The 25216-nt window shown below is 48.9% G+C and carries 21 protein-coding genes; 20 read left to right on the forward strand and 1 reads right to left on the reverse strand.

Features of this window, described 5'->3' with window-relative positions; all coding sequences use genetic code 11:
- Positions 1-25 precede the first annotated feature (25 nt).
- The 13 genes from A1sIIB142_RS02495 (at position 26) to A1sIIB142_RS02555 (ending at position 13013) form a co-directional block, all read left to right on the forward strand.
- Positions 26-1483 (forward strand): UDP-N-acetylmuramoyl-L-alanyl-D-glutamate--2,6-diaminopimelate ligase, encoded by a 1458-nt coding sequence (locus A1sIIB142_RS02495; RefSeq protein WP_236849867.1) that lies wholly within the window; start codon positions 26-28, stop codon positions 1481-1483.
- A complete protein-coding gene (locus tag A1sIIB142_RS02500; RefSeq protein ID WP_095693539.1) occupies positions 1480-2859 on the forward strand; it encodes a UDP-N-acetylmuramoyl-tripeptide--D-alanyl-D-alanine ligase in 1380 nt (459 codons plus the stop codon). The genes A1sIIB142_RS02495 and A1sIIB142_RS02500 overlap by 4 nt, the downstream gene beginning before the upstream one ends.
- Positions 2856-3914 (forward strand): phospho-N-acetylmuramoyl-pentapeptide-transferase, encoded by a 1059-nt coding sequence (mraY, locus tag A1sIIB142_RS02505; protein ID WP_095693540.1) that lies wholly within the window; start codon positions 2856-2858, stop codon positions 3912-3914. Before A1sIIB142_RS02500 ends, mraY begins: the two co-directional genes overlap by 4 nt.
- Before the next feature lie 13 nt (positions 3915-3927).
- Positions 3928-5325 (forward strand): UDP-N-acetylmuramoyl-L-alanine--D-glutamate ligase, encoded by a 1398-nt coding sequence (gene murD, locus A1sIIB142_RS02510; RefSeq protein ID WP_095693541.1) that lies wholly within the window; start codon positions 3928-3930, stop codon positions 5323-5325.
- Positions 5315-6478 carry a putative lipid II flippase FtsW gene (gene ftsW, locus A1sIIB142_RS02515; RefSeq protein WP_095674692.1) on the forward strand — a complete coding sequence of 388 codons (1164 nt, stop codon included), beginning with the start codon at positions 5315-5317 and terminating at the stop codon, positions 6476-6478. The genes murD and ftsW overlap by 11 nt, the downstream gene beginning before the upstream one ends.
- Complete coding sequence (locus tag A1sIIB142_RS02520) at positions 6475-7557, forward strand: UDP-N-acetylglucosamine--N-acetylmuramyl-(pentapeptide) pyrophosphoryl-undecaprenol N-acetylglucosamine transferase (protein WP_095693542.1); 1083 nt, start codon at positions 6475-6477, stop codon at positions 7555-7557. Before ftsW ends, A1sIIB142_RS02520 begins: the two co-directional genes overlap by 4 nt.
- Positions 7558-8931 carry a UDP-N-acetylmuramate--L-alanine ligase gene (gene murC, locus A1sIIB142_RS02525; protein ID WP_095693543.1) on the forward strand — a complete coding sequence of 458 codons (1374 nt, stop codon included), beginning with the start codon at positions 7558-7560 and terminating at the stop codon, positions 8929-8931.
- A complete protein-coding gene (locus A1sIIB142_RS02530) occupies positions 8924-9595 on the forward strand; it encodes a cell division protein FtsQ/DivIB (protein WP_095693544.1) in 672 nt (223 codons plus the stop codon). The genes murC and A1sIIB142_RS02530 overlap by 8 nt, the downstream gene beginning before the upstream one ends.
- 179 nt (positions 9596-9774) lie before the next feature.
- The gene (ftsZ, locus tag A1sIIB142_RS02535; protein WP_095693545.1) at positions 9775-10905 is read left to right on the forward strand and encodes a cell division protein FtsZ; all 1131 of its coding nucleotides are present in this window, start codon (positions 9775-9777) and stop codon (positions 10903-10905) included.
- Positions 10906-10936: 31 nt separating this feature from the next.
- The gene (pgeF, locus tag A1sIIB142_RS02540; protein WP_095693546.1) at positions 10937-11599 is read left to right on the forward strand and encodes a peptidoglycan editing factor PgeF; all 663 of its coding nucleotides are present in this window, start codon (positions 10937-10939) and stop codon (positions 11597-11599) included.
- A complete protein-coding gene (locus A1sIIB142_RS02545; RefSeq protein ID WP_095693547.1) occupies positions 11596-12243 on the forward strand; it encodes a YggS family pyridoxal phosphate-dependent enzyme in 648 nt (215 codons plus the stop codon). The genes pgeF and A1sIIB142_RS02545 overlap by 4 nt, the downstream gene beginning before the upstream one ends.
- Before the next feature lie 9 nt (positions 12244-12252).
- Positions 12253-12720, forward strand: a complete 468-nt coding sequence (locus A1sIIB142_RS02550; protein WP_095693548.1) for a cell division protein SepF — start codon at positions 12253-12255, stop codon at positions 12718-12720.
- Positions 12721-12731: 11 nt separating this feature from the next.
- Positions 12732-13013, forward strand: a complete 282-nt coding sequence (locus tag A1sIIB142_RS02555) for a YggT family protein (RefSeq protein WP_095693549.1) — start codon at positions 12732-12734, stop codon at positions 13011-13013.
- A gap of 13 nt (positions 13014-13026) precedes the next feature.
- Here the strand turns inward: A1sIIB142_RS02555 and ileS are convergent, their stop codons facing one another.
- Complete coding sequence (gene ileS / locus A1sIIB142_RS02560; RefSeq protein ID WP_095693550.1) at positions 13027-16143, reverse strand: isoleucine--tRNA ligase; 3117 nt, start codon at positions 16141-16143, stop codon at positions 13027-13029.
- A 275-nt stretch (positions 16144-16418) separates the two neighbouring features.
- Here ileS and A1sIIB142_RS02565 point away from each other — a divergent pair, with 275 nt between their 5' ends.
- From A1sIIB142_RS02565 to hisB, 7 genes are read left to right on the forward strand one after another with little or no spacing between them, the layout of a single operon-like run.
- Positions 16419-17216: a TraR/DksA family transcriptional regulator gene (locus A1sIIB142_RS02565; RefSeq protein ID WP_095694131.1), complete on the forward strand. Its 798-nt coding sequence runs from the start codon at positions 16419-16421 to the stop codon at positions 17214-17216.
- 1 nt (position 17217) lies between these two features.
- A complete protein-coding gene (locus A1sIIB142_RS02570) occupies positions 17218-17682 on the forward strand; it encodes a signal peptidase II (protein ID WP_095693551.1) in 465 nt (154 codons plus the stop codon).
- A 6-nt stretch (positions 17683-17688) separates the two neighbouring features.
- Positions 17689-18627, forward strand: coding sequence for an RluA family pseudouridine synthase (locus tag A1sIIB142_RS02575; RefSeq protein ID WP_095693552.1), 939 nt, complete (start codon positions 17689-17691; stop codon positions 18625-18627).
- A gap of 19 nt (positions 18628-18646) precedes the next feature.
- Positions 18647-22180 carry a DNA polymerase III subunit alpha gene (gene dnaE / locus A1sIIB142_RS02580; protein ID WP_095693553.1) on the forward strand — a complete coding sequence of 1178 codons (3534 nt, stop codon included), beginning with the start codon at positions 18647-18649 and terminating at the stop codon, positions 22178-22180.
- Between the two features lie 52 nt (positions 22181-22232).
- The gene (gene hisD, locus A1sIIB142_RS02585) at positions 22233-23540 is read left to right on the forward strand and encodes a histidinol dehydrogenase (protein WP_095693554.1); all 1308 of its coding nucleotides are present in this window, start codon (positions 22233-22235) and stop codon (positions 23538-23540) included.
- Entirely contained in the window at positions 23540-24634 is a 1095-nt protein-coding gene (locus A1sIIB142_RS02590; RefSeq protein WP_095693555.1) for a histidinol-phosphate transaminase, read from the forward strand. The genes hisD and A1sIIB142_RS02590 overlap by 1 nt, the downstream gene beginning before the upstream one ends.
- The gene (hisB, locus tag A1sIIB142_RS02595) at positions 24631-25215 is read left to right on the forward strand and encodes an imidazoleglycerol-phosphate dehydratase HisB (RefSeq protein ID WP_095684621.1); all 585 of its coding nucleotides are present in this window, start codon (positions 24631-24633) and stop codon (positions 25213-25215) included. The genes A1sIIB142_RS02590 and hisB overlap by 4 nt, the downstream gene beginning before the upstream one ends.
- The last annotated feature ends 1 nt before the right edge of the window (position 25216 follow it).

The following is a 25216-nucleotide window of genomic DNA, read 5'->3' on the forward strand; positions in this document are numbered from 1 at the left end:
AAATTTCTCCCTCAACCTATCTGAGGTGGCGCAACTTGTAAGCGCTGAAAATACCGAGGCAATCAAGAAATTAGCTGCAGGTATTGAAATCACAGGAGTAGTGCACTCTGATTCCGAAGTTGAAGCTGGAGATATCTTCTTAGCAATTCCAGGAACAAAGGTGCATGGGGCAAGCTTCATCGCAGCAGCTGTTGCTCGGGGAGCAGTTGCAGTTGTTACTGATCTAGCTGGCGCAGCCCTCACAAGCGCCCTGCCTACCTTGGTAGTAAAAGATGTTCGCAGCGCTGGCGCCATGATTGCCTCATCTTTATATAAAGATCCCACTCGGGACTTAGCCACTATCGGCATCACCGGCACCAACGGCAAGACCACGGTATCTACCTTGCTCTATCAACTCTTTGCAGGTGCCGGGCGCGAGACAGGACTTATTGGCACGATTGAAACCAGGATTGGATCTGAAGTTCTCAAAAGTGTGAGAACTACGCCGGAGGCACCTGAATTACAAGCGCTAGCTGCGGTGATGCGGGAGCGACATATGCGAGCGATAGTGATGGAGGTTTCCAGCCACGCGCTATCCATGAATCGTGTGAAAGCTTCTCACTTTGCAATCGTTGGTTTTACTAATCTCTCGCAAGATCATCTTGATTTTCATAAGGATATGGAATCTTATTTCGCAGCTAAGGCAAAGCTATTTACGTATGAGTATGCTGATCTTGGTTTTATCAATATTGATAATGAGTATGGCGCAAGACTGGCGGCGCAGTGCGAAATCCCAGTTGTCACACTTTCGCGAACCAATAGCGCTGCCCAATGGCATTTCACTGCGATTCACACCATTGCATCAGGAGCTGAGATCAGTATCAGAGGTAACGGTGGAATTCTGATTGAGAGTAAAACTTCCTTACTCGGTGGATATAACTTAGATAATCTATTGATGGCAGTTGCCATTGCCCACGAATCTGGAATTGATCCTGTTGAAATCGCTGCACTGATTCCTGCTCTTACCGGAGCCCCCGGCAGAGTGGAACCTATTTCACTAGGACAGAATTTCACCGCACTGGTGGATTATGCGCATTCACCTGATGCGGTTGAGAAAGTACTTGCAGCAGCGCGCGAATTCACAAGTGGGAAAGTGATTGCAGTATTAGGTTGTGGTGGAGATCGAGATGCCACCAAGCGCCCTCTGATGGGGCAGGCACTTGCCAGCGGTAGTGATGTGGCAATCTTTACTAGCGATAATCCACGTAGCGAGAGTTCAACAGAGATTTTGCGCCAGATGACAGCGAAGGTGGATATCAAAGAGCCATCAAAGATTATTGAAGATCGCTTAGCTGCTATTTCCTATGCGGTGAACCTGGCTTCTGTTGGGGATACTGTGTTGATTCTGGGTAAAGGTCACGAAGTGGGTCAGGAAGTCGCTGGCGTTATTACTCCATTTGATGATCGACTCACGCTGGCGCAAGCGATTGAGGCTAAAAAATGATTCCTATGCAAGGGTTGAAAATCGCAGAAATTGTCGGTGGCACATTCTATGGTGATGATGTCACGGTCACACAGGCACCTGTCATTAATTCTGGGAAAGCGATTACGGGTTCCATCTTTCTTGCAATTAAGGGTGAGAATGCGGACGGCCATGATTTTGTGGAAGATGCACGTGCACACGGTGCGGTGCTCACGCTAGGAAGCAAGGCAGTACCTGGTCCTCACATTATTGTTGATGACGTCATTGTCGCAGTGGGAAAATTGGCGCACCATGTTCGCATGCAACTGCCGAACTTGACTGTTATTGGAATTACTGGCTCACAAGGAAAAACAACGACAAAGGAGTTACTGGCATCAGTACTTTCCAATGTTGCCAAGACGGTTGCCCCATCTGGAAATTTCAACAATGACTTGGGAATGCCAATTTCATTATTAGAGTGCACGGAAGAGACTCGATATTGTGTTGTGGAGATGGGTGCGCGCCACGAAGGTGATATCGCGAAGTTAGCTGCCATCGCCGTACCCAATATTGGGGTTGTTCTTAAAGTTGGCTCTGCCCATAAAGGTGAATTTGGCTCAGTTGAAATGATTGCGCGAACTAAGTCAGAGTTAATCTCGGCTTTAGCACCGAGCGCCGTTGCAATTTTAGGAACTTATGATGAGTTCACGCCCAAGATGGCGGCGCTTCATAGCGGAAAGACTTCTTACTTTGGCGAAAAAAGTAACTGTGATATTCGTGCCACAGATATTGAATTCCGCGAAGGCAGAGCTCATTTTGATTTAGTTACACCGGAGGGCAGAACCGCGGTAGGACTACGTATCGTTGGCTTGCACCAAGTTGCCAACGCGCTTGCCGTTGCAGCTGTTGCCACCGAACTCGGACTCTCACTTGATCAGATTGCTGGTGGGTTATCAACGGCAGAATCTGGTGCTAAATGGCGGATGGAGATTATTGAACTTCCGCAATTGCTTTTGATTAACGATGCCTATAACGCCAGTCCAGAGTCCATGGTTGCAGCCCTGGGCACATTAGCTCTCTTTGCCCAAGAACGCGGGGGAGAGTCATGGGCATTCTTGGGAAAGATGCACGAGCTCGGCGAGTCATCCCAATCTGACCATGCCGCTATTGGCACCCTTGCCTCTGAGCTTGGAATTGACCATCTGGTCTGTGTCAATGCACCGGAGTATGCAAGCTCAGCAGAAAATGGATCTCACACCACAATCCATTTATGTGCGAGCAAAGATGAGGCGAGTGATATTGCGCGCAACCTCAACCAAGGTGATGTGGTCTTAGTCAAGGCGTCTCGTTCCGAGAAACTTGAAGAGTTAGCGCAATTGATTTCGGTGCAATGGAGTGAAGGGATGGTTGCAGAGTGAAACTTATTTTGGTCGCTGGCGCCCTCGCACTCTTCTTCTCTCTCTTTGGTACTCCCGTATTGATCAAAGCACTTGCCCGACGTGGCTATGGGCAAATAATTAGAGATGACGGTCCAACTACCCACCACACTAAACGTGGCACACCCACTATGGGCGGCATCATCATTATTTTTTCCGCGCTCATTTCATACTTACTTGCCCACTTAGTACTGGGAAGCACGATCTCAGTTTCAGCAGTTCTTATCCTCGGTCTGGTTGTGGCACTTGGACTCGTTGGTTTTCTCGATGACTACATGAAAGTCGCGAGACAGAATTCAGCTGGAATATCAGGTAAGGCAAAGATTTTTGGCCAAGTATTTTTTGCTTCCATCTTTGGATTTCTCGGAACTCATTTTCCTGATAAAGATGGCCTGACTCCTATCTCACTTAATCTCTCGACCCTGCGCGATACCAGCATTTCACTCGGTCCAATTCTGGTTGTTGTGTGGATTGCATTTATGGTGACCGCTACAAGTAACGGAGTCAATCTCACCGATGGCCTTGATGGTCTTGCAAGCGGTGCATCTGTGATGACCTTCCTTGCTTTCATACTTATTGGAGTGTGGGAGTTTGGGCAAAGTTGCGCGGTAGCGGTAACAGCTAATTGTTATAACGTTCGAGACCCACTTGACCTCGCAGTTCTTGCTGCCGCATTTGCAGGTGCCTGTACCGGATTCCTGTGGTGGAATGCATCACCGGCCAAGATCTTTATGGGTGACACCGGCTCACTGGCACTCGGTGGAGCACTGGCCGGGATGGCTGCTTCACTACGTGTAGAACTTCTCTTAATTCCACTTGGCGGAATCTTTGTCATCATCACACTCTCAGTTGCACTTCAAGTTATCTACTTCAAAGCAACTGGTGGAAAACGCTTATTTAAGATGGCTCCGTTGCAACACCATTTCGAATTGCTGGGTTGGGGTGAAGTCACAATCGTGCTGCGATTCTGGATTATTGCTGGCTTGAGCGTGGCGCTCGGACTTGGACTCTTTTATACCCAGTGGGTTGCCGGATAAATACCAGGTAGCTATGCCACAGAATTTATATGCCGAATTATCTGACAAGCGCATCCTGGTAGCAGGGGCAGGTGTCACAGGAGTTGCTGCAGCGCGTGCACTGATCAAGCGTGGCGCGCAGGTAAAAGTCACGGATGAAAAGGTTCGAGAGTTGGAAGGTTTTGAGCTGCTTGCACTAGCTGATGTAGAAATTTCAGAGTTTGATTTACTACTTCTTTCTCCAGGCTGGCGCGAAGATCATCCGCTGGTGAGCTCTGCCCGAAAAAAAGAAGTTCCCATCATTAATGAGATTGACCTCGCCTGGAGCCTTAAAGGCCCTACTCAAAAATGGATTGGCCTGACCGGAACAAATGGCAAGACATCAACGGTAGAACTCACCGCACACATGATTCGTTCCGGCGGAGTTTCTGCTCTCGCCTGCGGAAATGTAGGAACAACCGTGATTGAAGCTGTTGAATCCCCAGAAAAGTATGAGTTCCTGGTTCTCGAACTTTCATCTTTCCAGCTGCATTGGTTAGAAGATGCGCATTTCGTCTCGGTAGCAATTCTTAATATTGCCGAAGATCACGTTGATTGGCATGGAAGCCTTGATGCCTATGCTGCAGATAAATTCTCTCTTCTAGAAAAGAGCAATACTGCGATTCTTAATGCAGAAGATGGACGGGTAGTTACACATAGTGCGCACTGGCAGGGGCGGAAGGTATTTTTCTCACTGGATACTCCGGCGCCAGGTGAAATCGGAATCGTGGAAGAACTCCTTGTTGATCGCGCCTTTGTGGCAGATGCCCAAGAAGCGGCCATGTTCTGCGAACTCGCTGAAGTATTGCCTACCGTTCCGCATAATGTTTCCAATGCTCTTGCGGCTGCAGGGCTAGCAAGAACTGCTGGTATCGATCACGAGAAGATTCGGGCAGCGATTACGACATTTAGACCAGGACGACATCGCATTGAAACTGTTTTAGAGAAAGATCGCATTACCTGGATTAATGATTCAAAGGCTACAAACCCACACGCAGCAGCTGCCTCTATCATGTCAGCACTTTCGGTGATCTGGGTTGCTGGTGGGTTGGCGAAGGGAGCAGCGATGGGAGATCTCATCGAGCGAGTCAAGAGTCGGGTTCGCATTGCCATTCTTATTGGCGCCGACCGTGAATTAATTGCAGCAGAGTTGCGTTCACACGCCCCACAGATTGAAATCATCCTGATTGATGCACCTGCTCACTATCAAATTGGTGCACCTGATAACTCTCTTTTGGAGTCGGTAGTCAGAAGCGCGCGCGATAAGGCGCTGCCAGGGGACACGGTTCTCCTTGCACCTGCGTGCGCGTCTATGGATCAATTTCTCTCCTACGCCGATCGTGGAGATAGATTTACCCAAGCAGTTAAGAAGGTAGTTGAAAATGGCAACTAAGACACGTGAAACTTTCTTAGCCAAACCCGTCAATCATTTATACATGCTATTGGTGAGCGCCGGCGCACTTAGTTTCTTAGGGCTAGTGATGGTTTTTTCTGCCTCATCAATCCATGCACTTGATACGCGTGGAACTGCGCTAGCCATAGTTATACGGCAATTCGTATTTTTGCTCTTAGCACTTCCGCTAGCAGCCTATCTTGCAAAGTTAAGCGCTCAGCAATGGAATGCATTCGGCAAACTTGGATTTATCCTCTCCATTGCAATTCTCATGATTCTCTTGATTCCTGGAGTTGGTAGGACGGTCAATGGAAATACGAACTGGATTGATTTCAAATACTTTGATGTGCAGCCAAGTGAAATTGCGAAATTCTTTATGATTCTATGGGCGAGCCATCAATTGGCTCGGCGAGAGCAAAGTGGCAAGTTTGATACTCATGTTCTGAAGTTGATTGCCCCCGCCTTCTGTTTCATTCTCTTCTTAGTGATGCTAGGCAGGGACTTGGGAACTGCCTCGGTCATTGCCGTGATTTTGGCTGGGTTACTATTTGTTTCAGGAATCAGATTGCGAGTTTTCGGCACTATCTGCGTAATTGGTGCCATGATATTTGCAGCACTTGTCGTAACATCGAGCTATCGCATGCAGAGATTCTTAGTCTTTCTGGATCCATTTGCACCAGAAGATTACAAAGATCTCGGATGGCAGCCAGCCCACAGTTTGCTCGGACTTGCCAGTGGTGGACTCTTCGGTGTCGGTCTCGGTGGCAGTCGTCAAAAATGGGGAAACCTTCCCGAGGCACATACAGATTTCATCTTCTCGGTCATCGGTGAAGAGTTAGGACTTGTTGGGACACTGGGAGTTCTCGTACTGATTGCAACTTTGATTTACTCTATTTTTAGAATTGGATTACGCGCACAAGATCCGATGACTCGATATGCATGTGCTGGAATCGGTGTGTGGATTGCAGTGCAATCATTTTTGAATATTGGTTCGGCAACAAGCCTTCTTCCGGTCGTAGGAGTCACACTGCCGCTCGTCTCCTACGGTGGTTCGGCACTCGTTGCAACAATTTGTGCCCTGGGCTTTGTGGCCGGTGCGGCTCTGCGCGATCCTGAAGTGCGAAGAGAAATTGTAAAGAAGCGCCAGAAGTGACTCACATTCTCTTTGCCGGTGGTGGCACCGCAGGACATATCGAACCTGCTCTCGCCGTTGCTCGTCAGTGGAAATCAATACACCCCCAAGACCGTATCGATTTCCTGGGCACTTCTACTGGGCTAGAGACGAGACTGATTCCAGAGGCAGGATTTAACCTGCTACTCATCACCAAAGTTCGCATCGCACGTTCACTCGCGCCTTCATTAATTCTGGCACCGCTGACGCTGATCAAATCTATTGCGCAGTGCCTGACACATCTGCGCGGTGTTGACCTCCTTGTTGGATTTGGTGGATATGTTTCCGGGCCGGCATACATTGCGGCAGCGCTCAGGCGCGTTCCCATTGTTATTCATGAAGCAAATGCCAAGCCCGGTATGGCTAATCGCTTAGGTGCACTTTTTACAAAGCACACTGCTGTTGCTTACCCTGTCACTACTGGTTCACTTGCGCATTCACTTATCGTGGGCCTGCCGCTGAAAGAAAATATTGCGCTGGCATTTTCACGCGCCGAGCAAAATTGGGCTGGTGCGCGAGCAGCGGCTAAATCCGCCCTCGGCTTCGATGGGCAGAAGCCGCTGATATTTGTCTTTGGCGGCTCTCAAGGATCGGCTGCTATCAATAGCGTGATCACTGAATCTAAAGGCGAGCTGGCAGTGCGAGGAATTCAAATTTTGCATGGCGCTGGCGGCTCAGCCGAAATCATGTCATCGGATGAGAACTACCAAGTTCACCCCTACATTTCCGATATGGCAACAGCGTATTTAGCAGCTGATCTCATTATTTCTCGAAGCGGCGCTGTGACATGTGCTGAGGTGGGCACCTTAGGAAAGTTTGCGCTCTTTATTCCGCTGCCAGTAGGTAATGGTGAACAGCGACTGAATGCCGCAGAGTTAGTCAGTAGCGCTCGAGCAGAAATTTGTGATCAAAGAGAGTTCACATCTAGTTGGCTCATCAGAAATATCGAGCGACTTCTGGCAAAGAGCGCCCAGTGCCAAGCAAGTGGCTCCGCGAAAGATATGCAGGCAGCTGCAAAGATTGCATCACTGATGGAATTTGTGCTGGCGGGAGGAAAGTAAGTGCACTCCCTACACGGTAAGAAGATTCACTTCATTGGAATTGGTGGTTCTGGCATGAGTGGGCTGGCGCGCATCGCCCTCTCTGATGGAATTGCCGTCAGTGGCTCAGATTCCAAAGATTCCACTGTGCTCAGCGCCCTGGTTGCTCTGGGCGCCACCGTGTATTCACAGCATGCAGCTGAAAACGTTGTGGGAGCTGATGTGGTGATCTATTCAACGGCTATCTCATCTACTAATCCTGAGATGTCATATGCAGTGGAGCGATCCATCCCAATCCTTACCCGAGCGCAAGCACTAGCTCAACTCATGGTTGGCACAAAGAGCATTGCAGTTGCCGGAACACACGGGAAAACCACGACCTCATCGATGTTGACCGTTGCCTTGCAGGCATGCGGAAGCGATCCATCATTTGCCATTGGTGGCACCTTGATGGCATCGGGTGCCAATGCACATAGAGGCACGGGTCAATATTTTGTTGCCGAAGCAGATGAATCTGATGGGTCATTTATTGAATACAAACCACTGTCAGCAATTGTTACTAATATTGAACACGATCACGTTGACTTCTTTCACACCCCGCAAGAGGTAACAACTGCCTTCGCCAACTTTGCTGCCACCATTTCACTTGGCGGATTTCTTGTTTACTGCGCCGATGATGAGGGTGCTCGCAAGCTAGGTGCGCAATCACACCCTTTCACCACCGTCTCTTATGGCGAAGCTGAAGGTGCTGACCTTCGCCTTGATCAGATTTCACTTCTGCCGATGGGATCCAGCGCTCGAGTTATTTGGCATGGTCGCACTGTGGGAACACTGGAGTTGCAGGTTCCGGGCCATCACAATGTGCTCAACGCAGCCGCATGTATTGCAATGGGGCTCAGCCTGGGCGAGCCTATTCACCAACTACTAGCTGGCCTTCATAGTTTCCGTGGTGCTGGGCGCCGCTTTGAACTCAAAGCCACCGAACATGGAATTCGGATTATTGATGATTACGGCCACCATCCGACTGAAATATCTGTGACCTTAGATGCGGCGCGCAGATATGCAGGTGATGGACGTGTGCTTGTTATCTTCCAACCACATCGCTATTCCCGCACTCAGGCTTTCCTCAATGAATTCGCAACCTCACTTGATAAGGCTGATGATGTCACGTTGCTAGAAATCTACGCCGCAAGTGAGAAACCAATCCCTGGAATTTCGGCAGAGCTGATTGCCGAGAAGATGCAACATGGACACTTCATCCCAAATTTTGCACTGGCTGCAGAGCGGATGATCGAGTTAGCCAAACCTGGAGATGTAATCATCACCCTGGGAGCCGGGGACGTTAATTCGTTAGCTCCCATCATCGCCGAAGGGCTGAACAAGCGCTTTGCCTAGAGTTAATCGATTCTCACTTATCGCAGCGACGCTGCTGCTAATTTTTGCTGGTCTGATCTATCTCTTTGCATGGTCTTCGGTATTTACCGCCAAGAGCATTGTCATATCTGGGGCGCCAACTGTGGAATCAAAGAAATTAGTTCTTATGACATCCGGTGTTCTGGTTGGGCAAAAAATCGCACGCATCGAACCGCGTTCGGTTGCTCAACGCTTGAGTGCGCTGACTTGGATTCGTGATGTGCAAGTCTCACGGAATTGGATCAGTGGCGATGTGGGAATTGCAATTGAGCCTCGAAAACCCAGTGCATACTTTGCTGGCAAAACCATTGACTCCACCGGGACGATATTTCTGCTCCCCGGATTTAAGGGAGCAGATCTGCCCTATGTATCTGCCTCTACGCCAGCCCTTGGAGTCGATGCCATCGCCCTCTTTCGCTCTCTTCCACAAACATTTCGGAGCAGGATAATTTCCCTATCGGCACGTAATGAATCCAACTTCTCCATGCGCCTTGCATATCAGGGCAGAGAGCTGGCGGTGAAGTGGGGCGCTAACGAGAAAAACGCCTTGAAGGTTCAAGTATTTAACGCCTTGGTGAAACTGCCTGAGAACAAGAATCTTCGTAGAGTAGATCTTTCGGCTGCACATGCACCTATTGTTAAATAGCGATGAGTGATCAATCTTTTTTACATTGATTTCTGCTAAAAATGTATCAATGTGTAGTTGAGAAAATAGTTCGTGGCGGTCTTTGATTACTACTACCTAACGCCATACCTTCAGCGCAAAGATAAAGAGAAGAAATGTAAGTCTCAAGTCGAGGTTTACAGTTCGCAAGGGGGACTCACGTGGCTGCACCACAGAATTACTTAGCTGTCATCAAAGTTGTCGGTATCGGTGGCGGTGGAGTAAATGCAATTAACCGAATGATTGATGTCGGTTTAAAAGGCGTTGAGTTCATTGCAATTAATACAGATGCGCAACACTTGTTAATGAGTGATGCCGATGTGAAATTAGATATCGGTCGCGCATCAACAAAAGGTTTGGGAGCAGGCGCTGCTCCAGAAAAAGGTCGACAAGCAGCAATCGATCACACCGAAGAGATTGAAGAAATTCTTCGCGGTGCAGACATGGTCTTCGTTACCGCTGGTGAAGGTGGTGGCACCGGAACTGGTGGCGCACCCATCGTTGCAAAGATTGCGCGCGATCTCGGAGCACTCACCATTGGTGTTGTCACAAAACCATTCTCATTCGAAGGAAAGATTCGTTCCCGTCAAGCAGATGAAGGAATCGAGCTACTTCGCGAACAAGTCGATACTCTTATTGTTATTCCAAATGATCGACTCCTTGCAATTTCTGATCGTTCCATTACAGCAGTGGATGCATTTAAGAGCGCGGATCAAGTTCTGCTTTCAGGTGTTCAAGGAATTACCGAGATCATCACACAGCCAGGTTTAATTAACCTCGACTTTGCCGATGTGAAGACAGTGATGACTGATGCTGGATCTGCATTAATGGGAATTGGTTCTGCGCGCGGTGAAAACCGAGCAACCAGAGCTGCTGAATTAGCAATCTCAAGTCCACTTCTTGAGGCTTCAATTGATGGAGCGATGGGAGTTCTCCTATCTGTTGCAGGCGGCTCTGACCTCGGTCTCTTTGAAATTAACGAAGCATGTGAATTAGTACAGAGCGCGGCGCATCCAGAGGCACGAATCATCTTCGGAACCACAATTGATGACGCCCTCGGTGATGAAGTACGCATCACTGTTATTGCCGCTGGTTTTGCAGGCGGGGAACCAACAAAGGTTCAGATGCCGGTTATTAACGCATCGACTTTGGGCGGAGTAGCTGATCCCATTCCTTCTAATGATCCGCTCTCTGTCGCACTTGATCTCGACTCATCTAGTCCACGTAAGCGCGTAACCTTTGAAGAACTGATTGCAGAAGATGAGATAGATGTACCAGATTTTATGAAGTAGGCCAGAGGCTCATCGCCATGAAATCGGCTCTATGAATTACCGCTTTACCAATCGCACCGGAGGCGCAAGCACCGGTGCTTTTGCGTCTGCCAATCTTGGTTTCCATGTGGGAGATGACCCTGATCATGTCACTGCCAATCGCGCGCGGTTGTCTAAAGAGTTTGGCCCAGTGGCTTTTATGACACAAGTGCACGGTGATCGAGTAGCAGTTGTGGAAGATGTCAGCGATCTAGACCCCACAGCCGATGCTTTGGTTACTGGAATCCCGGGCATAACGCTGGCAGTGCAAGTAGCAGATTGCATTCCACTCTTGCTCATCTCCTCGCAATCAGTTGCCGCAGTTCATGTTGGAAGAAAGGGACTTGTGAATGGAGTAACGCTGCGCGCGCTAGAAGTGATGCGAGACATGGGAGCGCGTGATATTCGAGCAGTCTTAGGACCTGCAATCTGTGGCGTGTGTTATGAAGTTTCAGAAGACATCTTCACAGAGGTGACTGCGCTCCACCCTGCTGCTGCATCAAGAAGCGCGCAAGGTAATCACGCTCTTGATTTACCGGCTGCCCTTGTCAAAGTACTTCAGGGCCAGAAGATTGCAGTTGAAATTGCGGGTGGGTGCACCGTAGAAAGTAGTGAGCTTTTTTCATACCGTCGAGATGGAGTGACGGGACGCCAGGCTGGGTTGGTCTGGCTATGAACCGTCGCGATGAGATAGCTGTGAATTTGGCGGAGCTTCAGGGCAAAATTACCCGTCCTGATATCACGCTGATCGCTGTGACAAAGACTTATCCGGTAAGTGATGTGCAGATTTTGCATGAGTTAGGTGTGAGAAATTTTGGCGAGAATCGGAACGAAGAAGGGTTGGAAAAAGCTGCTCAAGTAGAGGGGCGATGGCATTTTCAGGGAGAGATTCAAAGCCGCAAGCTACGAGATATTGCACGGTGGGCAGATGTCATTCATTCACTCGATGATGCATCTCACGCCACGAAGCTAAATTCGGTGACTGAAAAAGAGATCGATGTTTTTCTGCAGCTTTCACTCGATGGCGACCCGGCACGAGGGGGAGTAAGGGCTTCAGAGCTTGCCGCCCTTGGCGCACATCTGCACACTTTGCCGAATGTGAATCTGGTCGGATTGATGTGTGTGCTGCCACTTGGCGTCGAAGCGCGGATTGGCTTCACCGAAGTTGCAAAAATCCATCGTGATTTTCAAGGTGAATTTCCCGGCGCACAATCGCTATCGGCTGGAATGTCGGGCGACTTTGAAATTGCCATTGATTGCGGTGCGACACATATACGCGTGGGTAGCCAAATCCTCGGGATGCGCCCGCCCCACGGGTAACCTATTCACATGTCAGCACTCAATAAAATGATGGGCTTCCTTGGCCTGGTCGATACCGAGCAAGAGGGCGCAATCGCAGAAGTTCCATCACGTCCTGCTGCCCCACGTGCGCAACGCGAACGCACAGGCGTCACAGTTCTTGGTTCACATAGCGTTTCTCATTCAGCAAGTCAGCCGGCAATGATGGAAGAGTCAGCTGCTCATTACAACATTGTCACTTTGCAGCCACGTTCATATTCAGAGGCTCGCAAAGTCGGCGAGTACTACCGTGAAGGTAATCCGGTCATCATCAATTTAGATGACATGGAAGAGAGTGAACGCAAGCGCCTTGTTGATTTCTCAAGTGGACTGGTCTTTGGACTTCATGGCCGCATTGAGCGAATTAGCCTAAAAGTTTTCTTGCTCTCACCTGCAAATGTGAATGTGAGCAACGAAGATAAAACCGCTGCGCAAGCAAGTTTCTTCAACCAGAGCTGAGGTTATTTTCTATGATTACCTCATTACTGCTGCAAATAATCGGTCTGTTTAAGTTTGCCCTCTTCGCCCGAATCATCATTGATTACGTCAGAATGTTTAAGCGCGACTGGCGCCCATCGCCATTTCTCTCATCAATATTTGAAGTGATTTATTCGGTTACCGATCCACCGATGAAGTTCGTCCAACGCTTCGTACCGCCACTTCGTGTGGGCGGAATAGCACTTGATCTCTCCTTTATCGTGATCTTGATTGCACTCAGCTTGCTTCAGCGAGTAATTCTTATAGTTCTGTAGTTTTTTTCGAATACTAAGCTTTACTCAGCTCGACATTGACACCGAGTTCACTCTCAATAGTTGCAATAGTGGAATCTTCCGTCATGGACAGTGCGAGAACCTCATCTGAGATATGTGCGATATTGGAGTTAATTGTTGCAACCATTTCGGCAGGTGCGTTCCACTTGACGTAAATCCGGTCAGAGATATCAAATCCATCACTCTTTCTGCGCTCTTGAATGAGCCGAATTACTTCGCGCACATGACCGGCGGCAATCAGCTCGGGGCTAAGTGCTAGGTCGAGGGCAACGCTCTCGCCATCGTGGCTAGCGACCATCCATCCGCTCTTTGGTACTTCAGTAATGACTAGGTCATCTAGATCCAGTGCGAACTGACCAACTTCTGCCGATCCAGAACTCCGCAACTGCTTTACAAGTGCGGTGGCATCGGTTGCGCTAATAAGTTTGGCGACATCCTGAACTGCCTTTCCATATTTAGCACCGAGTGATTTGAAGTTAGCCTTAACAGAGATATCCACCAGATCCCCATCAGCATCGGCGATATCTTCCAGGTTAATCACATTGAGCTCATCAGAGATTTGCTCTTTCATATCGGTAGGCAACTGGGCCCAACCTTGGGCAGAGATTAAAGCGCGCTGGAGCGGCTGGCGAATTTTGATTCCAGATTCAGCGCGCGCTGAGCGGCCTAGTTCAACAACACGACGAGTCATTGCCACATGAGCATTGAGTGAGCGATCGATAAGTTTTGGATTAGAGATAGGGAAATCTGTGAGGTGGACAGAATCTGAAACATTGGTATCGGCAACTCGCACTAGCTCCTGCCACGCATGTTCAGTAATGAAGGGAACCATCGGTGCAAGTAGTTGCGTTAAGGTCACCAAGCATTCGTGCAGAGTGGCAAGAGCTGCCGCATCACCATCCCAGAAACGTCGACGTGATCTGCGCACATACCAGTTAGATAAATCATCAATAAAGCGCGCTAGCACTTTACCGGCGGCCTGTGAATCAAAATCGTTATATGCAGAGTCAACTTCTGCGATGAGAGCATGGAGTTCACTGATAATCCAACGATCCATCAGTGAACGATCTTTTAGGGCCGGGCTCTGGGACAGTTCGAATTTAGATGCCTCGGCATAGAGGGCGTGGAATGAGATTGTGTTCCAGTAGGTAAGTAGAGTTTTTCTGACCACATCAGATATCGCATCGTGTCCCACACGGCGGGCAGACCATGGCGAACCAGCTGCCAACATGTACCAACGGACCGCATCGGCGCCATGTTGATCCATCAGCGACATTGGCTCCAGCACATTGCCAACATGCTTACTCATCTTGCGACCATCTTTATCAAGAATATGGCCCAGACAGAGAACGCTCTTATATGAACTTTGATCAAAGACCAGCGTTCCAATCGTCATCAGGGTGTAGAACCAACCGCGAGTTTGATCAATAGCCTCGCAAATGAAATCTGCTGGGTAGGCAGCCTTGAACTTCTCAACTGAGCCAGCCTTATGTGGATACCCCCACTGCGCAAAGGGCATCGCACCTGAGTCATACCAACAATCGATGACCTCGGGAACGCGGTTCATGACCGATGCGCACTCACTGCAGGCAAATGAAATGTCATCTACGAAGGGGCGGTGTGGATCTAAGTTACTCAACTCTTGACCGGCAAGTTCGCCCAACTCCTTCAAGGAATCAACGCAGACTTCATGCTTATTTTCACAACGCCAAATGGGCAGTGGAGTTCCCCAATAGCGGTTGCGTGAAAGAGCCCAGTCGATATTGTTATTAAGCCAATCACCGTAGCGACCAGTTTTAATGGTCTCTGGATGCCAATCAGTCTTAGCATTTTCACGAATCAATTCATCTTTAATGGAAGTCGTGCGGATATACCAAGAGGGCTGTGCGTAATAAATCAGCGCGGTGTGACAGCGCCAGCAATGTGGGTACTCATGCTCATATGGTTGGTGCTTATAGAGCGCCCCACTTGCTTTGAGCTCTTTTACCAATGGCTTGTCAGCATCTTTAAAGAACATGCCACCGACTACTGCAACCTCAGGTAAGAAAGTTCCATCTGGTGCGATGGGATTTACTACCGGCAATCCGTAGGAACGGCAGACCAATAAGTCATCGGCGCCAAATGCGGGGGATTGATGCACCAGACCGGTGCCATCCTGGGTTGTGACATAAGTAGCTAGAACAACAAAATGAGAATCTGGAATATCAACGTAGGTAAATGGACGGGTATATGTGGTGCGCTCTAGATCTGCGCCCTTGATTGTCTTGAGAATCTCGTGTTGACCAGCAACGACCGAGAGCAATGGCTCGGCAACTACCAACACTTCACTGACATCATCAACAGTAGCTTTAACTACAACGTAATCAACATCTGGGTGCACGGCAATTGCGGTATTAGATACCAACGTCCAGGGCGTAGTTGTCCAGACAAGTAGCGATGCCTTTAGATCAGAGAGTTCACCCGATGTGATGGGAAAGCGCACATAGACAGATGGATCAACCACAGTTTCGTAACCTTGCGAGAGCTCGTGATCAGAGAGCCCAGTTCCACAACGTGGGCAATAAGGTGCTACTCGATGGTCTTGAACAAGCAGGCCCTTCTTCCAAATTTCCTTAAGGCTCCACCACACAGATTCAACATATTCAGGTGCCATCGTCCAATATGCTTCATCGAAATCAACCCAGAAACCCATTCGCTCGGTCATCTGCGTAAATGCACCTACGTGTCGAGTTACTGATTCACGACACTTATCGTTAAATGGTGCGATTCCGTACTTTTCAATATCGCCTTTTCCTGCAAAGCCAAGTTCTTTCTCCACTGCAATTTCTACCGGTAGGCCATGACAATCCCAGCCTGCTTTACGGGTGACGTATCTACCTTTCATGGTTTGATAACGAGGAAATACATCTTTAAATACTCGAGCTTCAATGTGGTGAGTTCCGGGCATTCCATTGGCTGTCGGTGGACCTTCATAAAACGTCCAAGGTTCTTCACCCGCGCGAGATGCGGTGCTCTTTTCAAAGATTTCGTTATCACGCCAGAATTTCAGGATTGAGTGCTCCATTGCGGGCAGATCAATCTGGGCGCCGATAGCGCGAAATGGTGATGACATAAAAAATCCCCCAAGAAGTAAAGAACTCTTGGAGGGACGAACTGCGCACAGTTCGCGGTACCACCCGCCTTGTACTGACCGCCATGATGCGGGCAATACCTCTTTATTAGCTCACATCGGCTGGTTCTACCTCGCCCTTTTGGGGCGAATCTTCCAGCGTGCTCCCGAGGTGATCGCCTCTTCAACGCACTTTTCCTGCAAGGTATTACGACTGTAAGTCTAAACCATGCGTGGCAAAGTTGGTTACGAAGAGAAAAAAGCATAGGGTGCGCGGCGTGCCAGGTAAAAAAGTAGCAAAGAAGGCGACCAAGAAGGCTGTCGCCAAGAAGGCTCCTGCGAAAAAAGCAAGCAAGAAGTCGCCTGCAAAGAAGACTGCTGCGAAGAAAGCACCGGCCAAGAAAGTTGCAGCTAAGAAAGTTGCTGCAAAGAAGGCACCGGCAAAGAAAGCAGCGGCAAAGAAGGCAGCTGCACACAAAGCACCTGGTCGCCCATTTCCATCGAAAATTGGTAAGACAACTCTGACGGTAGATGAGAAATCACAGACTGTTTCAGTTGCAACAGTGATGGCACCAACAACCGCACCGGTTGTTGAAGAACGTCGCTTAGTGATGCCGCCACCACCACGCCCAGAAAAAAGTGGAAAGAAGGTTGCACCACTTAAGCCAATCAAGGCCGCACCTACGCCAGTTCTTGCAGCTGCGGGTGAAGCGCCATGGAGTGCGGCAGAACTTAAGATCGTGAAGGCCGAGATTTCAAAAGATCTAGAGCGTTATCGTAAAGAACTCACAAGAGTTGAAGAAGAGATGAATGAATTGATTTCAGATTCTGGAGAAGGCGCTGGAGATGACCAAGCTGATTCCGGAACAAAGACTTTCGAGCGCGAACATGAGATGTCACTAGTTAGCAATGCAAGAGACATGGTCTTACAGACCGAACGCGCACTAGAACGAATTGAAAATAAGACCTATGGACTCTGTGAAGATTGCGGCGCCGCTATTGGTAAACCTCGCCTACAAGTTTTCCCCCGCGCAACTTTGTGCATGATCTGCAAGCAGAAGGAAGAGCGGCGCTAAGGTGCGCCGGATATTTCTCACCGCGTGGACCATCTGGCTCTTTGATTTTGCGACAAAGCAATGGGCAATTTCAGCGCTAGAAGTTGAACCCAAGAAAATTCTAGGTTCATTTCTACAACTTTCATTGGTGAAAAATCCGGGCGCAGCATTTGGCTTTGCTACTGGCCTCACACTCCTGTACTCAATCTTGGCAGTTGTTGTAGTTGCAACAATTGTCTACTTCGCTCGCGCGATTTCATCTCGAGGGTGGCAGCTCACAGCAGGACTACTACTGGGTGGAGTCATGGGAAATCTCGCAGATCGCGCCTTTCGTGAGCCAGCCTTCTTTCGTGGACATGTCATTGATTGGATCGAACTACCGAATTGGCCGGTCTTTAACATTGCCGACTGCGCAATCGTGATTGCGGCAGCTATTGCATTCGTTTTGAGCGTCAGAAATGTTCCACCGATTACACCAGTAAGGTAGTCACATATGAGTAGAGAGTTAAGAACGCTGAGTGTGCCTGAAGGCGTAGCGGGCGAGCGAATTGATAGCGCCCTGACGCGAGTTCTCGGTCTTTCGCGCACATCAGTAGTGAAGTTACTCGAAGATGGTGATATCAAATCAGATGGATGCGCTATGCAAAAATCTGATCGAGTTACCGCAGGACAAGTCATTGAAGTTCTTCTGCCGGCACCGCTTAATCAAGACCCTATTCCACTGACCCCACTTGAAGGTCTTACCGTTGTGTATAACGATGATGACATTGTTGTTATCGACAAACCGGTTGGCTGCGCGGCCCACCCCAGCCCTGGTTGGATGGGTCCCACAGTTGTTGGTGCACTGATGGCTGCTGGTTACACAATTTCGACATCAGGCCCCGCAGAGCGCGCAGGTGTGGTGCATCGTCTCGATGCCGGCACATCTGGGCTCATGATTATTGCCAAGACAGATGCCGCGTATTTAAAGTTAAAAGAGATGTTTCGCGATCATGATGTTGAAAAAACTTATCACGCACTTGTGCAAGGACATATGGATCCCTCATCTGGAACTATCGATGCCCCGATTGATAGACATCCCAAGGAAGATCATCGCTTTGCCGTTGTTGCAACCGGTAAAGAGAGCATCACGCACTATCAAGTTATTGAGTATTACCGCTCTGTCTCATTAGTGAAGGTGGAGTTAGAGACTGGGCGCACACATCAAATTCGAGTTCATTTCTCGGCGCTAAACCATCCACTTGTCGGTGACACTACTTACGGCGCAGATCCAGTGTTGGGTAAAAAAATGAAGATGTCTCGACCTTGGCTTCACGCTTTAGAGCTTCGCTTTAACCACCCGATTACAGGTGTGGCACTTGAGTTAGTTGCGCCATACCCACCCGACCTACAGGCCTCTTTGGCGTTGCTATCCGAGGCAGTTCTGCCTTAGGCGCTAATGTTGCGCCACCATGTCATCTGAAGATTTTTCAGCTTCACGGGCATCGACGAAAGACTCGTTTGTACATCTACATGTACATACCGAGTACTCGATGCTCGATGGTGCCGCGCGCGTCGGTGATCTCGTTAATGAGGTAGCTCGCCAAGAAATGCCGGCCATTGCAATGACAGATCATGGCAATGTATTCGGTGCTTTTGATTTCTATAAGCAAGCAACTAAAGCAGGCGTCAAACCGATTATTGGAATTGAAGCTTACGTTGCACCTGAATCACGATTTGATAAGAAGCGCGTTCAGTGGGCCGATGGCGGCGAAGATGATGTCTCTGGCGGCGGGGCATATACGCATATGACGATTTTGGCTGAGAACAATCAGGGGCTAGCCAATCTTTTTAAGCTCTCTTCTCTTGCCTCACTAGAAGGTTATTACTACAAGCCCCGGATGGATCGCGAGCTGATCTCCAGATATGCCGATGGACTGATAGCAACAACGGGCTGCCCGGGTGGAGAAATCCAAACGCGTCTGCGTATGGGAAATTACAAAGAGGCGCTATGTGCGGCCAGTGATTATCGAGATATTTTCGGTGCCAATAATTTCTTTCTAGAAGTAATGGACCACCATATTGATATTGAGTCTCGCGTCAAAGCTGATCTACTTAAACTGGGCAAAGAACTTAAATTGCCACTGCTTGCAACGAATGACCTGCATTACACATTTCATGAAGACGCCGCAGCCCATGAAGCTCTGCTCTGTGTGCAATCTGGTTCTACCCTGGCTGATCCCAAGCGATTCAAATTTGAAAATGATGAGTTCTATCTAAAAACCCCGGCCCAGATGCGCGAACTCTTTAAGGAGATTCCAGAGTCATGCGATAACACCTTGCTCATCGCTGAGCGTTGTAATGTGAAACTACGCGAAGATGAGAACCTCCTGCCTGCCTTTGCTGTGCCGCAAGCAGAGACGGAAGATTCTTGGCTGCGCAAAGAAGCAGAACGCGGATTGCATGAACGTATGAAAGGTAAGGCAACACCAGAGCACGTCACGCGCTTACATTACGAACTCGATGTCATGATCAAGATGGGTTTTCCTGGTTACTTTCTCGTCGTTGCAGATCTTGTCGCACATGCCAAGAAAGTCGGAATTAGAGTTGGTCCAGGACGAGGCTCGGCCGCAGGTTCACTTGTGGCTTATGCACTCGGCATTACTGGTCTTGATCCGATTGAGCACGGACTTTTATTCGAGCGCTTTCTGAATCCAGAGCGAATCTCAATGCCCGATATCGATCTCGACTTTGATGAACGTCGTCGCTCAGAAATGATTCGCTATGCAACTGAAAAATATGGTGAAGACCGTGTTGCTCAGATCATTACCTACGGAACTATTAAATCAAAGCAATCGCTCAAGGATTCAACGCGAGTTCTGGGATACCCATATGCCATCGGTGAAAAACTCACTAAGGCACTTCCACCATCGGTGATGGGTAAAGACATCACTCTCTCTGGCGTATTCGATAGTAAAGATGCTAGATACGGAGAAGCGGGGGAGTTTAGACAACTCTACGAAACAGATCCTGACTCCAAGCGAGTGGTAGATCTTGCTAAAGGTCTAGAAGGCCTGAAACGACAATGGGGCGTACACGCAGCTGGCGTTATTCTCTCGCGCGAGCCTTTATTAGATGTGATTCCTATTCATCGCCGCGAAGCAGACGGTGCCATCATTACTCAATTCGATATGGGAGCTTGTGAATCTACTGGGCTGCTTAAAATGGATTTCTTGGGACTTCGCAACCTTTCGGTATTAGATGACGCCCTACTTAACATTAAAGCCAATCAAAATATTGATGTAGTTCTTGAAGACTTACCACTGCATGATAAGAAGACCTTCGAACTTCTCTCACGTGGTGACACATTAGGTGTATTCCAACTCGATGGTGGCCCGATGCGAGCACTTCTTCGCAGTATGGCCCCCGATTCCTTTGCTGATATTTCAGCTGTGATTGCACTCTATCGACCAGGGCCAATGGGTGAGAATGCGCATAATAACTATGCCGATCGAAAGAATTCACGGAAACCTGTTGAACCAATTCATCCTGAGTTAAATCTTCCGCTACAGGAAATTCTTGGCGATACCTATGGTCTGATTGTTTATCAAGAGCAGGTAATGGCAATTGCACAAAAGGTGGCGGGCTTTACCTTAGGTCGCGCAGATCTATTGCGTAAGGCAATGGGTAAGAAGAATAAAGAGATTCTAGATAAGGAGTACATTCCATTTGAAGCAGGAATGAAATCCAACGGTTTTTCCGAAGCTGCAATACAACGGCTATGGGAAGTGTTGATCCCCTTCTCTGACTACGCATTTAACCGAGCGCATAGTGCGGGCTATGGTGTGGTCTCGTTCTGGACTGCCTACTTAAAGGCAAATTACCCGACTGAATATATGGCGGCGCTTCTGACAAGTGTGCGCGATGATAAAGATAAGTCAGCGCTCTATCTCTCGGAATGCCGGCGCATGGGTATTAAGGTCTTGCCGCCAGATGTCAATGAATCAGATGCCGAGTACACACCACGTGGTGTGGATATTCGCTTTGGCTTAGCTGCGATCCGCAACGTTGGTGAAGGAGTAGTTGCCTCGATTAAAACTGCCCGCGCTACAAAGGGGGCATTTACTTCCTTCGGGGACTTCCTGGCAAAAGTTGATGCCAATGTGTGCAATAAAAAGACCATTGAATCATTGGTTAAGGCCGGTGCATTTGATTCCTTAGGCCATCCGCGTAAGGGCTTGATGGCTATCCATCTTGAAGCCATCGACTCTGTCATTGAAACAAAACGGGCGGAGGCAATCGGTCAATTTGATTTATTCGGCGGTGATTCAATTTCACAAGTAGCAAGTATGGATATCGAGATTCCATCGACGGAATGGGACAAGTCCACGCTACTCACCTTTGAACGAGAGATGCTTGGTCTCTACGTATCTGATCATCCGCTGCTTGGGGTGGAGCACGTGCTTCGTTCACACACAGATATGACTATTAGCGAACTGCTGGATGAAAGTCCGGCCGATGGCGTTGTGACCATCGGTGGATTAATCACCGGCATTCAACGAAAAGTTTCTCGCCAAGGTGCATCATGGGCGGTAGTCAATGTGGAAGATCTAGAAGGAGCTATTGAAGTTCTCTTCTTCTCAAATACATATAATCAATATGCACTCTCTCTCACCGAGGATCGTGTTGTAGTTGTTAAGGGTCGCTTCTCGCGCACTGATGAACAAGTCAGATTTACCGCCCTGGAAATGAAGATGCCAGATATTTCCGGAGCACCAACAGGGCCATTACTTATCACCTTGCCAGCAACGCAAGTCACACCTCCGATTGTCGAGCGAATTAAAGAGATCCTGCGTTCTCATCCTGGAAAACGTGAAGTCCATCTGCACGTGGTCGATCAGCAGAAGACCACCACTCTTAAAATTGACGCGCTAGTAACATCATCGCCAAGTTTGAGCGCCGACCTCAAAGCAATTTTGGGGCCGGAATGCCTGGTCCGGATTTAAGGAATCGGTAATCACGTCACGTGATGCAGCGCTAACAAAGTAGAATGAGGGCGTGATTCGCACCCTTGATTTGCGTGGAAAGAGCCTTGATAAGGCTGGCTATCAACGCCTGCTTCCACGGGCGACGCTAGATGTGGCACAAGCAATGGTTGCAGTCGAACCGATTTTAAAGCGCGTTCGCGAGGGTAGCGAAGCAGACCTGATTGCACTTGCGCAAGAATTCGATGGCGTAAGGCCAGCATCAATCAGAGTTCCACAATCAGCGCTAGATGACGCACTTGCCCAATTAGATCCGGCAGTTCGCACTGCGCTAGAAGTTTCTGCCGCGCGCATTCGCATAGTGCACAACGATCAGATTCGCACAGATTCCAAGACCACTGTTGTCGATGGTGGTGTCGTCACTGAAAAATGGGTACCGGTTGATCGCGTGGGGCTCTATGTTCCAGGTGGGCGCGCGGTCTATCCAAGTAGTGTGATGATGAATGTGATTCCGGCCCAGATTGCAAAAGTTTCTAGTATCGCTGTTGCTTCACCGCCACAGAAAGAGTTCGGTGGCCTGCCACACCCAACAATTCTTGCAACGTGCGCGCTCCTTGGAATCACGGAAGTTTATGCAGTCGGAGGAGCGCAAGCGATTGCACTTTTCGGCTATGGAATGAAAGATCTCTGTGCCAAATGTGATTTAGTCACTGGACCAGGAAATATTTATGTCGCCGCTGCCAAGCGCGCACTTCGCGGAATCATCGGTATCGATTCAGAGGCCGGTCCTACTGAGATTGCTATCTTGGCTGATGAAACTGCAATTGCAGCAGAAGTTGCCGCAGACCTGATTAGCCAAGCTGAACACGATGTGATTGCCGCTGCAGTATTAGTGACCACATCAGAATCACTTGCTGCAGATGTGATTGCCGAGCTAAAGGTGCGAGTGGCAAAGACGAAACACGCAGAGCGCATAAGAACTGCGTTATCAGGAATTCAGTCGGCGATAGCAATTGTTGATTCAATCGAACAGGGTCTGGATGTTGTCAACGCCTATGCGGCCGAACACTTAGAGATTCAGACAAAAAATGCGGGTGTCGATGCGTTGCAGATTCGCAATGCTGGCGCGGTATTTATCGGTCGCTTCTCACCAGTATCACTCGGTGATTACTCGGCAGGCTCTAACCATGTATTGCCTACTGGGGGATGCGCCTGTCACAGCAGTGGACTTTCGGTGCAAACTTTCTTACGAGGGTTACATTTCATCGAGTATGACCAGAAAGCATTTACAGATATTGCAAGTACTGTGATTACTCTTGCCGAAGCTGAAGATCTTCCGGCACATGGTGAAGCGATGACTGCTCGATTGGAAAATTTGTGATGAGTCAAGATTGGCCGTCGTGGTTGCCCTTGCGCGGTAATCTGCGCGAGCTCTCAGCTTACGGTGCACCGCAATTACCCGCCGATGCGGTCTTAAATACCAATGAAAATCCATACGCGCCATCACCTGAACTGGCGCAGGCAATTGCCGCGCGAGTGTTAACTGTTGCAAGTACCTTAAATCGCTATCCAGATCGTGATGCACTATCTCTGCGCACCAAGTTGGCAGAGTTTGTAAATTCTCTTTCTGCAACCTCTTTCACATCTAAAAATATTTGGGCTGCTAACGGCAGCAACGAAATTATTCAATCACTCTTTTTAGCCTTCGGTGGGGGGTCAGCTATCGGCTTTACTCCTTCTTATTCGATGCACCCCCTCATTGCTCGTGTGTGTCAGGTTGCGTGGACAAATGGTTCTCGCAGAGCTGATTACTCACTTGATATTGATAGCGCAGTTGCTCAGATTCAAAGCTCAAAGCCTTCCTTAACTTTTATTACAACTCCCAATAATCCAACCGGATCTGCAGTCACCTTCGATGAAATCGAGAAGTTAGCTATCAACTCACCTGGATTGCTTGTTGTAGATGAGGCCTATGCAGAGTTCTCAGATGAAGCATCTGCGGTAACTTTGATTGAGAAATATCCACATGTGGTCGTCATTCGCACAATGAGCAAGGCTTTTTCATTTGCCGGTGCGCGCGTGGGATATCTAGTTGCCCACCCATCGGTGATCGATGCCATGTTTTTAGTTCGTTTGCCGTATCACCTGAGCGCTCTGACTCAAGCGGCCGCTGAGGTGGCCCTTGATTTCAGCACCGAACTATTGGCGACAGTGGATCAACTTCGCAGCGCTCGAAATCAGATGGCGCAGGAGTTAGAAGAATTGGGACTCACCGTCCTTCCAAGCAGCGCCAACTTCCTGCTCTTCACCGGTTTTGAGCAGTCATCGCCCGAACTCTGGCAGGCACTGCTTGATAGAGGAGTTCTCATTAGAGATGTGGGATTATTGGGCTACCTAAGAGTCACCATTGGCAATGTGGCCGAAAATAAGAAATTTATAGATTCACTATCGGCATGTCTAGGAGTAGAAATATGAGAACAGCACGCGTTGAACGCACTACGAAAGAATCGAGTGTTCTAGTTGAACTTAACCTCGATGGCTCTGGTGAGATCTCAGTAGATACCGGCGTTCCCTTCTTCGATCACATGCTTTCACAGCTCGGAAAACATTCTGGATTTAATCTCACCGTGAAGACATCAGGTGATGTCGATGTTGATTCACACCACACTGTGGAAGATACCTCTCTCGCTTTTGGTCAGGCTCTTCGCGAGGCGCTAGGTGATAAAGCTGGCATCCGACGTTTTGGTGATGCGATGGTTCCACTCGATGAGGTTCTGGTTCAGGCAGCTGTGGATCTTTCGGGACGTCCATATTTAGTGCACCGTCAACCAGAAATTGTTGAACTAATTGGAACATTTGATACCACACTGGGTAAGCACATTTGGGAATCCATTGTTGCAGAGGCTCGAATTGCACTGCACGTGCGAGTTCTTGAAGGGCGCAACGCCCACCACGTTTTCGAGGCACAATTTAAAGCAGTGGCACGCGCACTACGCGATGCCGTTGCAATTGATCCACGAGTTGCAGGGATTCCTTCAACAAAGGGATCTCTCTAGC

Source organism: Candidatus Planktophila versatilis, assembly GCF_002288345.1.
GTDB classification, from domain to species: domain Bacteria; phylum Actinomycetota; class Actinomycetes; order Nanopelagicales; family Nanopelagicaceae; genus Planktophila; species Planktophila versatilis_A.